Genomic DNA, 14,404 nt, shown 5'->3' with positions numbered 1-14,404 from the left:
ATACCCTCCTTACCGGAACTCTGTAGTAATTTCGATCGCATCCAGCGGCTCCAGCGCACAAACGACGGCCCGATCTGGCTGCTGCAGCAGAAATGTCTGGCCCGCCGCAGCCGTAAACGTTTCCTCATTCTTACGAACGAACGCCGAGCCGTGAAGAACCATCCAGGTCACCTTGCGGCCGCTGGCTTCCGAAGCATCGATGACCGTCTCCTGCCCTTTGCTCATATGAAGGCGGCGTGTCTCGACCTCGACGCCGTCGGCAAACACGGCGCTATCCAGCGGACGGGACCACTGTTCGGATGAACCGCCGCGCAGCTCCTTGCCGGCCATCGTCCGCAGCGTCTCCTTCAACTCCGCTCCGGCATCCTTGCGTGTAACGAGAATACCTTCCCGGCTGGCCGCGACAACCACATCGGACAAGCCGACAACGACGGCGGGAATATCAAGCTCGTTGACGACATGCACATTACGGCTTCCTTCCGATATATATACGGGGCCCGGCCCGGGCTCCTTCATCTCTTCCGTCAACGCGCACCACGTGCCGAGATCTTTCCATCGGCCTTCGTAGACAATCGCCGTGACGCGCGGCTCGCGCTCGGTTACGGCATAATCGAAGCTGCGGGGATCGAGCCGATGGTAGGATAGCAGCAGCTCTTCATACGTCGTGCCCGCAATGCCCATCTGCTGTAGCATATCGAGCAAATATCCTGCGCGAAAGCAAAAAACGCCGCAGTTCCATAAAGCACCCTGCGCCATAAGCTGTGCGCTTTCTTCAAAGGACGGCTTCTCGTGAAACCGGTCTATGCCGACCGCTTCTCCAGGTAAGGCCGGCCCCTTGGGCAGCATATATCCGTATTTATCCGACGGCTTGGTCGGCCTCACCCCGATCAGCGACAAGTTCGCTCCCGATTGCTCCAGGACATCCGGCAACTGCTCCAGCAAGTCGTAAAACCGGTCTTCCGCCCGGCTATCCACTGGCAGAACGACGACAGGCTCTTCCCGCGACATGCCGCGGTGCGTTACCAGATAAGCGACGGACAGCAAGATGGCAGGAAACGTGTCCCGCTTCTCCGGCTCCAGCACCAAATCCGCTGCCGGTCCGATCTGGTCGAGAATCAATTCCCTTTGGCTTGCCGAGGTAGCAATAACCGTACGCGTATGCAAACCTCGCCGGGTAAGCTGATGCCATACATTTTGCAGCATGGAGATCGGTTCGCCCGTTTCATCGGCAAATATTTGCAGAAACTGCTTCGGCTTCGCTTCCGTCGATAAAGGCCATAACCTTGTTCCCGATCCTCCGGATAATACAATGATGTTCATCTCGCTCACCCGACCTATGTGTATGATCAAATTATAAACGCCGCCTACTAGCACTGCCCCAATATAAAGGCTTTATTTGGTTCAAGCATACCACAACGCTTTTATAATTCTCTTTGGTTAATATTAGCGATTTGTCAGGTTACGGCCCGGTTCTGTGGAATTGTTAAGACGGTGTTAGCAACATAGCTGCCTATCTCTATTATAAAGCCTGCTTCTCAACAATTTCTGAAATTTCGTCGAATGGTGTCGAATTCTATGCGGAAATATTCAAAACCACCCGCGCATACGCGAGCCTTGCGAGTATAAACAAAAAACCGCCGGGTCACCGACGGTTTCGCGATTGCTTTGATGGATTAGGCGTTTACTTTTTCTTTTGCCGCAGCCGCCAAGGAGTTGAACGCGCTGATGTCGTTCACAGCCAGATCGGCCAGCATTTTGCGGTTTACTTCTACGCCTGCAAGCTTAAGGCCGTGCATCAGCTTGCTGTAGGACAAGCCGTTTTGACGGGCAGCCGCGTTAATCCGTACGATCCACAATTTGCGGAAGTCGCGTTTTTTCTGACGACGGTCACGATACGCGTACATCAGGGACTTCATTACTTGTTCTTTTGCTGTTTTGAATAATCTATGTTTCGAACCGAAATAACCTTTAGCAAGCTTCAATACTTTCTTGCGACGATGCGTGCGGATGAAACCGCCTTTCACTCTTGCCATGAGTATCTACCTCCAAAAATGTTAAGTATATCGCGTGAACGGTGATTACTTGATGTTGGCGAGCTGCTGCTTCAGGCGTCTTACATCGCCGGGAGCCATAACCGGGTTCGTGCCGAGTACGCGCTTCGCACGAGCGGATTTATGGGACAGCAGGTGGTTTTTATATGCTTTGTAACGTTTTACTTTACCGGTACCTGTAATTTTGAAACGGTCTTTCAAGCTGCTGTGTGTTTTCATTTTAGGCATGGAATGGTTCCTCCTTTAGAATTGAATTATTGCTGCTGCTTCGGAGACAAGATCATGATCATGCTGCGGCCTTCCAGCTTCGGCTTGCGTTCTACGACGCACAGCTCCTCCACTTCAGCGGCCATACGCTCCAATACGCGCTGCCCGATCTCGGCATGGGCGATTTCCCGTCCGCGGAATCGTACCGACAGCTTCACTTTGTCGCCTTCGCCTAAAAATTTCTGAGCGTTGCGAAGCTTCGTTTGAAAATCATGCTCGTCAATGGTCGCACTAAGGCGAATTTCCTTGAGTTCCACAATCTTCTGATTTTTACGGGCTTCCTTTTCCTTCTTCTGCGTTTCGTAACGGAATTTCCCGTAATCCATAACACGGCAGACCGGCGGTTTCGCCGTCGGAGCCACATTGACCAAATCCAGATTCAGATCGAGCGCAATTTGCAGCGCTTCGCGAATCGGCTTAATCCCGAGTTGCTCTCCGTCCGCACCAATCAAACGAACTTCCCTCGCCCGAATTTCATCATTAATCATGTGCTCTGTACTTATGACCTGCCACCTCCAAAGGATTGTAACCAAGTAAGTTTCCAAGAACTTATAGTTCTTATCAACAAAAAAAGACGTAGGCGCGAAACGCCCACGTCCGTTAGTCCAAGTGATAATCACAGATTCTGATATCGTATCAGAAATCGTTGCTCGTTCACTCAAGTTCGTAACCAGCCAACCCAAGGTCGGTCAGGTGAGAAGCGGGCGCTTCTTCTTTCGCACCAAACTAATATACATGTTTTCCAAGTCGATGTCAACTGCTTTCAAAATCAAGCGATCAACTGGCCTGCTTGCTCTGCACGTCTTCGAGCCGAATGACGCGCGTATGCTCCGTATGGCTCCACTGCTTGTTGTTCTGCGTAAAGAAAGCGTAGAACGTGATCGGCCACCACGACAGCAGGAACAGCGGGAATGTGACCAAATATTTGTACGAACGCCACGGCGCCTTTTCCAATACCAGTGCGATGACGAACTGCGCGTACGTCAGCACGGAGAAGACAGCGAAGAAGTTCGGCGAAATCTGGAACAGCGACGTAAACTTCGGAACGCCCGGAATCGATAAGTCGATCCACAGCACGACCGTCAGAATCGAGCCGATAAACAGGTTGTAGACGTTGGCTGCATAGATCGCGGTATCAATCTTGGCCCAGTTGCCTTCCTTCAGCCCTTTCCAGAGTAAAGGGAAGAAGTAGCGTCTGGCCACGTTAAAATGGCCCTGCATCCATCTCAAACGCTGCCGTGCCGATGCTTTGAACGTGAGCGGCTTCTCGTCGAATACTTTGGCGTCATAGTTGAAAGTCGGATTGATGCCGCGCATCACGCAGCGCATCGTAAACTCCAAGTCTTCCACGAGGCTTGTTGCGCCCCAACCCATATCCTTGAGCAGGTCCGTGTCGAAGCACATCCCGGTTCCCCCGAGATAGTTCGCCAGCCCGAGGTTCGTTCTCGGCAGCTGCCACAGACGGTTACAGTACCAGTAAGTCACCGCATAGGCGGCGGTAATCCAGGAGTCGTGCGGATTCTTTGTATCCAGGTAAGCCTGGATCACTTTCGAGCCATTGCACAGATCGTTGTTCATATGCTTCAAGTAATCGGGACTGACCAGATTGTCGGCGTCGAACATGACGACCGCGTCGTACTGGCGCGGCATCTTCCACAATTCCTTGAGCATCCACTCGATGGCGTGGCCTTTGCCTCTCAGTTTCGGATTATGGCGCTCGCAGGCGTGAACGCCCATATCGCGCGCGATTTGCGCCGTCTGATCGCTGCAGTTGTCGCATATGACGAAAATATCGTAAAGTTCTTTCGGATAATCGAGATTTTTCAAATTATCGATGAGCGCCCCGACCACTTGTTCTTCGTTATGCGCGGCTACGAGGACGGCGAACGTTTTTTGCGGTGCGTGATTAACTCGGTTCTTGCGGCGGTACCAACCAAAAAATGTTAGAACCAACTGATAGGCGCCGATCAAAGCAATAATGATCTGGAGGCCTAACAGGATATTGTCCAGCATGAAACATCCCCCTTTTTTTGTATGTACCCCTGGTTGTCTCTCTAGCGTATCTTATTGTCCTCATAAAATCTGATTCGATGGTGTGAATTGGATTGCGAGGGTAGCCGAATATGATTTTCCTCTCTTTGCTCCGTTTTGTCAAAAGCGCCAAAGCTCACTGTTGTGCCAGAACGAACGTTTTTCTCGGGAAAACGGCGGCAATAACACTCGGACTCTCATCATCCATCTTTTTAAGTCTTATTTTCATCGTTTTTCACAACTTTTATAAGTTCCGACTGGAAAAAACTTTCTACTGTCCGCGCCCGCCGACGTAGCCTATTATACAACCGGATGTACCATTCCACAAAATCCGACACGAAGCGTGACACGCACCGGTAAATGTTTCCCGGCATACACCGTAATAAACGTAACGCCGGCTCAAAAGGTTGCACATGCCGCAATTCGCCCTCCGGGAGACGTATCTTGAGTAGACATGCTGCGCCGCTGCGCGCTTGCGCAGCACAAGCCGATGACGGCCGAACGAAGCGGCCAGCCGCGCCCGGCGCGAAAGCCGGATTAGGCGGCAGCCCCACCGGATACAATGGTGATACAATGGTAACAGGACTGCAGCGTGATGTAATAAGTAAATAAACATGAATGCACGCATTGAAACAGCCGCTTAAACATAGCGTTCATACGGCGTTGATACGGCTGTAACAAAACCGTGTTATAGTTAGAAGCAGATCGCCGGAATTGTATATTCCCGGCAAGGAGGTGCATCCGCATTGAACCGTGTCGCGGCATGGCTGCTGCTGCATGAAAGACGTTTGTTTTGCTTCTTCAACCAAAAGATACACCACCGGACTCTCGATTATTTGTTCGGCACCGTGACGCATTTGGGAGGCGCCGCGCTCAGCATCATGCTGGCGCTCTGCTGCGCCGTATTTGCCGAAGGCAGTCTGCGCCAGGCCGGCATCCAAAGCTGCGTAGCGCTGGCCGCAAGCCATGTTCCCGTCGCCGTCATGAAGAAGAAATTTCCGCGGCTTCGTCCTTATCTCGTCGTTCCTGACGCCCATACGTGCAAAAATCCGCTGACCGATCCCTCGTTTCCGTCCGGCCATACAACCGCCATCTTCTCAATCGCCGTGCCGCTGGCACTGATTCATCCGCTCCTGGCCGCCGTAATGATTCCGCTGGCATGTCTGGTCGCCTTGTCGCGTATATATTTAGGACTGCACTATCCGTCCGACTGCCTCGCCGGCTGCGTGATCGGCGCCGTGACGGGCCTATCGGCCGTTGCATTTTTTGGATAAAAGCATTAATGTTAAATTTGTGCAATTCACTCGGTACAAGGTGTGGTGAACCGCCCATGCGTAAGAAGAGAGTCTTGTTGCTATCCGAGGGCTTCGGCGCGGGCCATACGCAAGCGGCTCATGCCCTGTCCGAAAGCCTCCGCATCATCTCTCCCGAAGTCCAGACGCGCGTGCTCGAGCTCGGGAGCTTCCTGCATCCGACGCTGGCCAGATGGATTTTTACCGCATACCGCAAGACGGTATCCAATCAACCGAAATTATACGGCATCGTTTATCGGTCTCAATATAAAAAATCGATTAACCGTTTCGCCCGGCTGGCGCTTCACCGCATTTTTTATGCGCAAGCCGCCGAGGTCATCCGGCAGCTTCGCCCCGACACCATCGTGTGCACGCACCCGTTCCCAAGCGCCGTCATTTCCAGACTGAAGCGCTCCGGGCTGAACGTGCCGCTGTGCACGGTCATTACCGATTATGACGCGCATGGCGCTTGGGTCAGCCCGGAGGTCAATACGTATCTCGTCTCCACGGCCGACGTCAAGGAGAAGCTGCTTGACCGCGGCGTGCCGTCCGATGCGGTCAAAGTGACCGGCATCCCGGTCCACCCGAACTTCTGGCAGGCGCATAACCGCGAGGAGCTTCGCGCCCGCTTCGGCCTGAAGCCGATTCCGGCGGTGCTCGTTATGGGCGGCGGCTTCGGGCTTGTGGACGACGAATCGTTTCTCGGCCACCTGACCCGCTGGCGGGAGAAGATACAGCTTACGATCTGTCTCGGGCATAACGACAAGGCGATGCTTGAGCTTGCGGAGGACGAGCGCTTCCGGCACCCGCATATTCGGCTGCTCGGATTTACGAAGGAGATCGACAAATGGATGGACGTCTCCGATCTGCTGATCACCAAGCCCGGCGGGATGACCTGCACGGAAGGGCTGGCAAAAGGCATTCCGATGCTGTTCTATAAGCCGATTCCCGGCCAGGAAGAGGAGAACCTGCAGTACTTTGCCCAGCACGGGCTCGGGGAGCAAATCAAATCGGCGGAAACGATCGATCACTGGTTCCAGTTGCTGATCGATCATTACCCCGATGTTCTTCAGCGGCGGGAAGAGCTAAGCCGCGGCATCGCACCGTATAATCCGGCCCATTGCTCGCAGGCGATCGTCGAGGTGCTCCAGCAAATCGGCGCGAAGGCTTAGCAGCCTGCGTCGAGGTAAGTGTCCGCGGCCCAGAGCGAGATGCCGCCAGCCGCGGCACGGAATTGGCGCGTGTGAAAAAAAATAAAACCATGGTCCGTCCCGCAGGCGGTTCCATGGTTTTATTTGTGTTTTTATTTGCGTTACTTGTCTTCGGTATTCGCCAGCGCCTGCAAATGGTCGGCCAACGCCTGCTTGCCAATAACCACTTCCATGCGGTGAATCGGCATGCCCTTCTCGGAAAACTTCGTCTCGTATTCCGTCATGATCAGATCGGTTCTCGGCCCTTCCGCATGCAGGTCGAGTGAAATGTTGCGCATGCGCAGCCCAAGATCGGCGAACGAGTTGAGTGAAAACTCAAATAAAGAACGGGAATCCGTCTTAAAATGAATTTGCCCGTTATCGTTCAGAATGTCCTCATATTTCTTCACAAATCCGCCGTGGGTCAACCGGCGGCGGGCATGCTTCTTCTTCGGCCACGGATCGCTGAAATTCAAATAAATCCGCTCGATCTCATTGTCGCCAAACATGTTCTCGATCGATTCGATATTGTACCGGACAAGACGCAAATTACTCAGATCTCCTCCGTGCTCTTCCCGCGACTCTCTGGCTTTCTCGCAGCCGCGGCGGATCAGCTCATCGTACATATCGACGCCTATGTAATTGATATCCGGATTGAGCGCGCTGAGCTGGCTTATAAAGCGCCCTTTCCCCATTCCGAGCTCTACATGAATGGGACGGTCATTGCCGAATACGCTCGACCACTTTCCTTTAAATTGTTCAGGCTGTAAAATTGCAAGTTCCGGCTGCGCCTCCAGCGCTTCCAGAATCCCTTTCCGACCTCTTAAACGCATAATAACACGCAAACCTTCCTTTAACCGATTTTCGTACCGCTTCAGGCTTTGATTATACTCTGAATCGGATCGAAAGAAAAGAACCGGCTAACCGCCCGCAAAGGCGCGATCAGCCGGCTCGACTTCTCGGTCAGGCTTCGAGCAGTTGATAATGGATTTTTCCCGTTTCCGGAAGAAGCATCGTCTCGATGGTCTTCCGTACTTTCTTTCTGGCCTCCGCAGCGATGCGCAGGTCATTATTGAAGCGAACGCCGGCTGCCAGCGCCATCGCTTCTTTTAATGAAAGCTCCAGCATCACTTTCTCTTCGCCATGACGAAGTGTCATGTCATTCATCGCACATCACCTCATCCAATCAAATGCCCGGGTCTCGGCCACAAGGCCATGTTATCTTACTTCGCGCTCGTCCCGGTTGCGTCCGCGCATGCCTGCAAGACCAAGCAGCCCGATCAGACCAAGCCATCCCCAGTTCGAACCGGTCGTGGTCGCAGCATTGGTCCGGTAAGACGTCGTATGGTAGTTGCCGCCATAGCCATAGCCTGTTCTGTCGTTGGCGTTCGTATAAGTGTTCATCCGGTCAAGCATATGGTCGCTGTAGTTGCGGACCGTATTGCCCGCCGTTGTTCCCGTCGTACCGGTTGTCGTGGCATTGTACCCGCCGGTGGCGGTACCGGTCGTCGTGCCGTAAGTGCCCGTACCGTACGTATTCCCGTACGTGCCGGCGCCGGTTCCATACGTTCCGTAGTTGCCGACCGTTCCGGTGCCCGTCCCCGTCGTACCGGCAGCGGTCGTTCCCGTGTTACCGGTTGTCGTGCCGTACGTTGCCCCCATAGTACCTGCCGTAGCCGTCGTCTCGGCCAATGCCTGACCGCTAAAACCGATCGTCGCCGTTAACGCCAATGCCAGAACCGATTTTGCAAACTTATTCATGGGTTGAAGTTTCTCCTTTCGGATCCTGTTATGATGGTGCAATGTAATAAATGCAGCGGCTTGCAGTCATAGCATGATCTCCGTAGGAAGTTCTTATCCCGTGCACGTTCTGGAGGGTTTTGTTAGAGACAAAAGTTCGCTTTTATCGCGATTTTTCGGTAAAATAGTAGCATATTCGCCTTTTTGAAAAGAGGAATTCGCATGCAACTGCTGGATACAGCTTCCCCCCGCCTGTGGGGAGATAAACGGTTTCATACCTGGAATTACGAAATGAGGGAACAGTTCGGCGCCAAGGTGTTCAAAGTGATGCTGGACGCCGGGTTTACTTGCCCGAACCGCGACGGTAAAATTGCGACGGGCGGCTGCACCTTTTGCAGCGCGCGGGGCTCCGGGGATTTCGCGGGAAGCCGCCGGGACGACCTCGTAACCCAATTCAACAAAATTCGCGACCTGCAGCATCAGAAATGGCCGGAAGCGCAATATATAGGTTATTTTCAAGCGTATACCAACACGTATGCGCCCGTCGAAGAGCTTCGCGAATATTATGAAGCGATCCTGCAGCAGCCCGGCGTCGTTGGTCTCTCGATCGCCACCCGGCCGGACTGCTTACCGGACGACGTGGTCGATTATTTGGCCGAGCTGAACGAGCGCACGTATTTGTGGGTGGAGATGGGCATGCAGACGATTCACGAAAGCACCTCCACCCTGATCAACCGGGCGCATGACACGGCCTGCTATACGGATGCCGTGGCGAGGCTGAGAGCGCGCGGCATTCGCGTATGCGCCCACATCATTTACGGGCTCCCGCAGGAAACCCATGACATGATGCTGGCGACCGGCCGGGCCGTCGCGGCGATGGACGTGCAGGGGATCAAGATCCATCTGCTGCATCTCATGCGGAAGACGCCGATGGTCAAACAGTACGAAGCCGGTCTGCTCCAATTTCTGGAGAAGGACGAGTACGTCAATCTGGTCGTCGATACGCTGGAGTTTCTTCCGCCGGAGATGATCGTTCACCGGCTGACGGGCGACGCGCCCCGCGACTCGCTGATCGGACCCATGTGGAGCTTAAAGAAGTGGGAAGTGCTGAATGCCTTCGATGCGGAGCTGAAACGAAGAAATACATGGCAGGGCAAGCGCTGGACACCGCAGTCCCACAACGGATAGACGTTTACAATCACGGCTGAATTCAAGGAGGGATGACGGGTGAAACGAATGTTGATCGTAGCTGCGCTGCTGATTGCCGCCGGCTGCGGCAATCGGCCGGCGGCACCGAACCCGGCGCCGGAGAAGCCCGTCGTCGCCGCGACGGAGCCGGTCGGGCTGGGCGTGCCGCCTCAAGCGGAGGCGGACGCTTCCAAAGCGGCCGCTTCCGCGCCGGAGAGCGGTGCAAGCAGCGAAGCCGGACGCGGCAGCGAGGCTTCGCCACCGGCGGCGAAGCCGACGGCGCCGGTGGCGGCAGCCCCGCAGACGCAGCAGCAGACGCAGGCACCGGCGGTGACGACGCCGAAAGCGCCCGCCGCGGAGTCGCCCACGGCGCCACAAGCGCCCACGAGCAGCGCGCCGCAGCTGCAGGAGCCCGCGGCTGTCACCCCGGCGCCTCCCGCGGCGGCGAAGCCGGAGGACAGCGGCGGCGGAGCGGTAGCGCCGATGCCAGGCGATCTGATCGCGCCGCCGAAGCTCGAATCGTCAAGCGCCGCTTCTTCGTCCGATGCGGCCGCGCTGTTCGAATCGACCTGCGCGGTGTGCCAGGGTGGAAAGCTCGAAGGCGGCAAGCCGCCCCGCCCTTAGCCGTGCCGTGTGTAAGACCGCTGTCCCGCGCCGACACAAGCTTTCCGGCGCGCGTGAATCCAGACGCGCTTTGCCATACTGGTGTGACTTTCACTCCAGCGCCGCAACCGGTCGAAACCTTCGGACCTCCCGCGCTGTGGAAAGCGCGGGTATATGACACGCTTGTTATACCGCCGGATATCCGGCGGTTCTTTATTGATCGCCTCTACGGTTTTGCCGACTGTACCTCTCAATCTCTCTTCATAAAGGAAAGGAACATCGCTGTGGGATTCGTATCGATCTTAAGCTTCACGCATCAACTCGTGAAAGAGCGCGTTCAGCCCGGAGACCCCGCCGTCGACGCGACGGCGGGCAACGGCGTGGACACGCTGTTCCTCGCCAAGCTCGTCGGCGAGAACGGTACCGTGCATGCCGTCGATATTCAGGAGCAGGCGCTGCGGAATACCGCCGCGCGGCTGGATGCGGCGCTGCCGGCGGCCCATCGGACGGTGCTGCATCACCGCAGTCATGCCGAGCTGGCGGACATCGTACCGGCTGACCAGTGGGGACAAGTAGCGGCCGTCATGTTCAATCTTGGCTACTTGCCGGGAGACGACCACGCCACCGTCACACTGACCGAATCCACGCTCACCGCACTGGCGGCTGCGGCGGAAGCGATCCGGCCCGGCGGGATCATCACGATCGTGCTGTACACCGGCCACCCTGGCGGCCGGGAAGAAGCGGATGCGGTGGAGGCGTGGGCGGCCGCACTGCCGCAAAATCGTTACCAGGTGCTCCAGTATCGATTTTTCAATCAAAAAAACAGTCCGCCTTATTTGCTCGCCATTGAGAAAAGACTGTAGCACCGCTTCGTTCCGCTATAGAAATACAGAGACCGGCTTGCTATAATCCACTGTAGATGGGACAGGCGCGCGGAGCGCAAAATCAACCAAGGAAGCAGGGAAGACGTTGAAACCATATCCGCTGCAATGCAAACCCGAGTTTAAAGAACGCGTCTGGGGCGGCAGAGCCCTGGAACGGTTCGGACTGAATTTGCCCGGAGGACAGATTGGGGAAGGCTGGATGATCGGCGATCATCCGAACGGCACAACTTCGGTCGTGAACGGCGAGCTGGCCGGCATGGGGCTCGACCAAATTCGCGAGCAGTACGGCGAAACCTTTTTCGGCAGCAAAGGCTTTTCCAAGAAAAACGGCCGGTTCCCGCTGCTGATCAAGCTGCTCGATTGCCAGGACGATCTATCGGTGCAGGTTCATCCGAACGATCATTACGACCGGCTGCCGGAGGGCGAGCTGGGGAAGACGGAAATGTGGTACGTGCTGGACGCCAAGCCTGGCGCCAAAATCATTTACGGTCTCAAAGACGGCGTCGACCGCGAGCAGCTTGCCGCCGCCATCGAACAGAACCGGATCATGGATTGCTTGAACGAGATTGAAGTGGTGCCCGGCGATTCGTTCTACATTCCGGCGGGAACGGTCCACGCCCTCGGCGCAGGCATCCTCGTCGCCGAAATTCAGCAAAACTCCGACAGCACCTACCGTCTGTACGATTACGACCGGCTCGGTCTGGACGGGAAGCCCCGCGAGCTGCACATCGAAGATTCGCTCAACGTCATCGCCTATGAGGGCTCGGGCGCTACTTATATGAAGACGGATCTTCCCCGTGCAGGCGAATGGCTGACGCTTGCCCGCTCCCCCTTCTTCGTTACGGAGAAAGGCGAAGTCGACGGCAAGTGGAGCTTGAGTACGAATGCCGATAGCTTCGTTATACATATTATTTGCGAAGGGACCGGGTCGATCCGTTACGCGGACGGCGAGCTTCCGGTGAAGCCGGGCGAATGCTACCTGCTGCCGGCCCATCTGGGCAGCTATGAGCTAACGGGCCGCATGACCGTGCTCCGCAGCTACTTGCCTTAGTTCCAACTTCAAAAAAGCAGGCATTCCGAATCCATCGGATGCCTGCTTTTTTTGCTTCGCACTATACTTGGCTTGCTTCCAACGCCATCGTGAACGGAGCCGGACGTGCACCGGACGCATCCGGGGAGAAATAGACGATGAGCAGCTGCTCGCCCGCCGCATCGACTTCTCCTGTCTGCAGGTAATGATCCAGCCGGAACGGGACGACGTCGATCATCGCATGCTTATGCAGCTCCTTCTCTCCGATGCCGAGCGCGGCGAACTGCAGTGACACGTCCTCCGGCCGCTCTGCCAAGTGGCGCATATAGCTCCCTTGCTGCTGCTTGTCCAGGGTGAAGTCCCACCAAATTTTGCGGGGCTTGTACTTGTGGTTCATGAAATAATCGAGCTTCATCAGCCCCTCGATCACTTGCATGCCCTCCGTCTCCCTGTGCTTCAGAAAGGCATGCAGCCGGGTAAACAAATCCTCAAGCTGATGGCCGATCTTTTGCCAGCCCCGCTCTTCCCAATAATCGCCGAACTCCTGGAAAAAATCGAACGCCGACGCAAACTCCCGCTTGATGAGATAGCTCACCGTATGGTCCATCCGATGGGCATTCCAATATTTCTCCAGCACATCCTCCACCCGCTTGATGCGCACCAAGTCGGAGAACGGCAAAATCCGGTTACCGAGAATTTCGTAAGGCGCATGATCCATGTAAATATAGCCGTACTTCTCCGCGTCGTGACGCATCCCGGTACCGCGCAGCATTTTCAGGAAGCCGAGCTGCAATTCCTCCGGCCCCAGCGCGAACACGTCATTGAAGGTTTGGCGGAACGAATGGTAATCTTCCTCCGGCAGCCCAGCGATCAAATCGAGATGCTGGTCGATTTTGCCGCTTTCCTTCACCTTCGTTACCGTCCGCGTCAGCTTGGCAAAATTTTGCCGGCGCTTCACAAGGCTGTTCGTCAAATCGTTGGTCGACTGTACGCCGATCTCGAACCGGAATATGCCCGGCGGTGCGTTCTCCGCAAGGTAATCGAGCACCTCCGGCCGCATAATGTCGGCCGTGATCTCAAATTGAAACACGCACCCGCCATGGTTCTGAATGAGAAATTCGAAGATTTCCATCGCATAATCGCGCTTGATATTGAACGTCCGGTCGACGAATTTGATCAGCTTGGCGCCGGAGTCGATCAAGTAGAGCAGGTCGCTCTTCGTCCGCTCCATATCGAAGTAACGCACGCCTACTTCTATAGAAGAAAGACAAAATTGGCAGCTGAACGGACAGCCCCGGCTCGTCTCGAAATAGACAACCCGGTTGGCGAGACTCGGCACGTCCTCGGCAAACCGGTGCGGCGTCGGAATGTCGTTCAAATTCAGCTTCGGCCTCGGCGGGTTGAGAATGACGCGGCCTTCTTTGCGGTACGCGACCCCAAACACGCTGTACAGCGCCCGGTCGCCCTTCAGCTCCGTCAGCAGATGGTGGAACGTCTCCTCCCCTTCGCCCATAACGATGTAATCGACTTCAGGCAGCCGGTTCATCCAATATTCGGTGTCATAGGACACTTCGGGCCCACCAAGCACAATGATCAGCTCGGGCATGATCTTCTTGAGCATGCCGATCACAACGATCGTCTCTTCGATGTTCCAGATATAGCACGAAAAACCGACCAGCTCCGGTTTCCGCTGGTACAAATCGGATACGATGTTCATCACCGGGTCCTTGATCGTATACTCCGCAATCTGGATGTTGCGAAAATCCCGCTCGCTGTAGCTTTTCAAGTAGCGAAGCCCCAGCGACGTGTGGATGTATTTGGCGTTTAACGTAGACAGTACAATATTGTTCATCCGGTGAAACCCTTCTTTATGCAAAATAATAACCCTATTCTACACGGAAACCGAATCTAGAGTAAAGGGCAGAGAATTTCTGCCCCTCCTCATCAAACCGTACGTGAGGTTTTCCCTCATACGGCTTTCCGATGTTCGTCATTCATGTGCATGCAGATTACAAGAGCGTTTTAAGTCCATATTGACTAGCTAGGAACCTCACTTCTTGTAGCGAACTCATCCATCTTGCGCGTTGCCTCTTCTTGGCATACCATCTCGTGAGCCTCTGCAAAATGT

At 55.2% G+C, this 14,404-nt stretch carries 15 protein-coding genes; 6 read left to right on the top strand and 9 right to left on the bottom strand.

The genetic code is table 11. The features are described 5' to 3' along the window. Positions 1-9: 9 nt before the first annotated feature. The 5 genes from KXG62_RS14080 to KXG62_RS14060 all read right to left on the bottom strand — a co-directional run bounded on the left by KXG62_RS14080 (position 10) and on the right by KXG62_RS14060 (position 4,331). On the bottom strand, positions 10-1,320 hold the full coding sequence (locus KXG62_RS14080) for a sugar phosphate nucleotidyltransferase (protein ID WP_218092620.1): 1,311 nt from the start codon (positions 1,318-1,320) through the stop codon (positions 10-12). 353 nt (positions 1,321-1,673) lie between these two features. After that, entirely contained in the window at positions 1,674-2,033 is a 360-nt protein-coding gene (gene rplT / locus KXG62_RS14075; RefSeq protein WP_218092619.1) for a 50S ribosomal protein L20, read from the bottom strand. A gap of 45 nt (positions 2,034-2,078) precedes the next feature. Further along, a complete protein-coding gene (rpmI, locus tag KXG62_RS14070; protein ID WP_218092618.1) occupies positions 2,079-2,279 on the bottom strand; it encodes a 50S ribosomal protein L35 in 201 nt (66 codons plus the stop codon). A 26-nt stretch (positions 2,280-2,305) separates the two neighbouring features. Further along, complete coding sequence (infC, locus tag KXG62_RS14065) at positions 2,306-2,806, bottom strand: translation initiation factor IF-3 (protein ID WP_218092617.1); 501 nt, start codon at positions 2,804-2,806, stop codon at positions 2,306-2,308. Positions 2,807-3,095: 289 nt separating this feature from the next. Beyond that, a complete protein-coding gene (locus KXG62_RS14060; protein ID WP_218092616.1) occupies positions 3,096-4,331 on the bottom strand; it encodes a glycosyltransferase family 2 protein in 1,236 nt (411 codons plus the stop codon). A gap of 764 nt (positions 4,332-5,095) precedes the next feature. Between KXG62_RS14060 and KXG62_RS14055 the strand changes: the two genes are divergently transcribed. Further along, on the top strand, positions 5,096-5,623 hold the full coding sequence (locus KXG62_RS14055; protein ID WP_218092615.1) for a phosphatase PAP2 family protein: 528 nt from the start codon (positions 5,096-5,098) through the stop codon (positions 5,621-5,623). A 56-nt stretch (positions 5,624-5,679) separates the two neighbouring features. Beyond that, the gene (locus KXG62_RS14050; protein ID WP_218092614.1) at positions 5,680-6,813 is read left to right on the top strand and encodes an MGDG synthase family glycosyltransferase; all 1,134 of its coding nucleotides are present in this window, start codon (positions 5,680-5,682) and stop codon (positions 6,811-6,813) included. Positions 6,814-6,953: 140 nt separating this feature from the next. Here KXG62_RS14050 and trmB read toward each other — a convergent pair whose 3' ends face one another. The 3 genes from trmB to KXG62_RS14035 all read right to left on the bottom strand — a co-directional run bounded on the left by trmB (position 6,954) and on the right by KXG62_RS14035 (position 8,592). Further along, on the bottom strand, positions 6,954-7,664 hold the full coding sequence (trmB, locus tag KXG62_RS14045) for a tRNA (guanosine(46)-N7)-methyltransferase TrmB (RefSeq protein WP_218092613.1): 711 nt from the start codon (positions 7,662-7,664) through the stop codon (positions 6,954-6,956). A 130-nt stretch (positions 7,665-7,794) separates the two neighbouring features. Then, a complete protein-coding gene (locus KXG62_RS14040; protein ID WP_218092612.1) occupies positions 7,795-7,998 on the bottom strand; it encodes a hypothetical protein in 204 nt (67 codons plus the stop codon). A 51-nt stretch (positions 7,999-8,049) separates the two neighbouring features. After that, the gene (locus tag KXG62_RS14035) at positions 8,050-8,592 is read right to left on the bottom strand and encodes a WGxxGxxG-CTERM domain-containing protein (RefSeq protein WP_218092611.1); all 543 of its coding nucleotides are present in this window, start codon (positions 8,590-8,592) and stop codon (positions 8,050-8,052) included. Positions 8,593-8,793: 201 nt separating this feature from the next. On the opposite strand from KXG62_RS14035, the gene mnmL reads away from it, so the two are divergent. From mnmL to KXG62_RS14015, 4 genes are all read left to right on the top strand, one after another. Next, positions 8,794-9,759 (top strand): tRNA modification radical SAM protein MnmL/YtqA, encoded by a 966-nt coding sequence (gene mnmL, locus KXG62_RS14030; protein ID WP_218092610.1) that lies wholly within the window; start codon positions 8,794-8,796, stop codon positions 9,757-9,759. A gap of 39 nt (positions 9,760-9,798) precedes the next feature. After that, positions 9,799-10,383, top strand: a complete 585-nt coding sequence (locus tag KXG62_RS14025) for a hypothetical protein (protein ID WP_218092609.1) — start codon at positions 9,799-9,801, stop codon at positions 10,381-10,383. 263 nt (positions 10,384-10,646) lie between these two features. Continuing rightward, complete coding sequence (mnmM, locus tag KXG62_RS14020; RefSeq protein WP_218092608.1) at positions 10,647-11,225, top strand: tRNA 5-(aminomethyl)-2-thiouridylate-methyltransferase MnmM; 579 nt, start codon at positions 10,647-10,649, stop codon at positions 11,223-11,225. Between the two features lie 106 nt (positions 11,226-11,331). Continuing rightward, entirely contained in the window at positions 11,332-12,297 is a 966-nt protein-coding gene (locus KXG62_RS14015; RefSeq protein ID WP_218092607.1) for a type I phosphomannose isomerase catalytic subunit, read from the top strand. Between the two features lie 61 nt (positions 12,298-12,358). Here the strand turns inward: KXG62_RS14015 and KXG62_RS14010 are convergent, their stop codons facing one another. After that, positions 12,359-14,128: a B12-binding domain-containing radical SAM protein gene (locus KXG62_RS14010; protein ID WP_218092606.1), complete on the bottom strand. Its 1,770-nt coding sequence runs from the start codon at positions 14,126-14,128 to the stop codon at positions 12,359-12,361. Positions 14,129-14,404 lie beyond the last annotated feature (276 nt).

It is taken from the genome of Paenibacillus solanacearum (assembly GCF_910593845.1).
GTDB lineage: Bacteria > Bacillota > Bacilli > Paenibacillales > NBRC-103111 > Paenibacillus_G > Paenibacillus_G solanacearum.
Note: the sequence above shows the minus strand (reverse complement) of the source record. Positions and strands in the feature narration are given on the sequence as shown.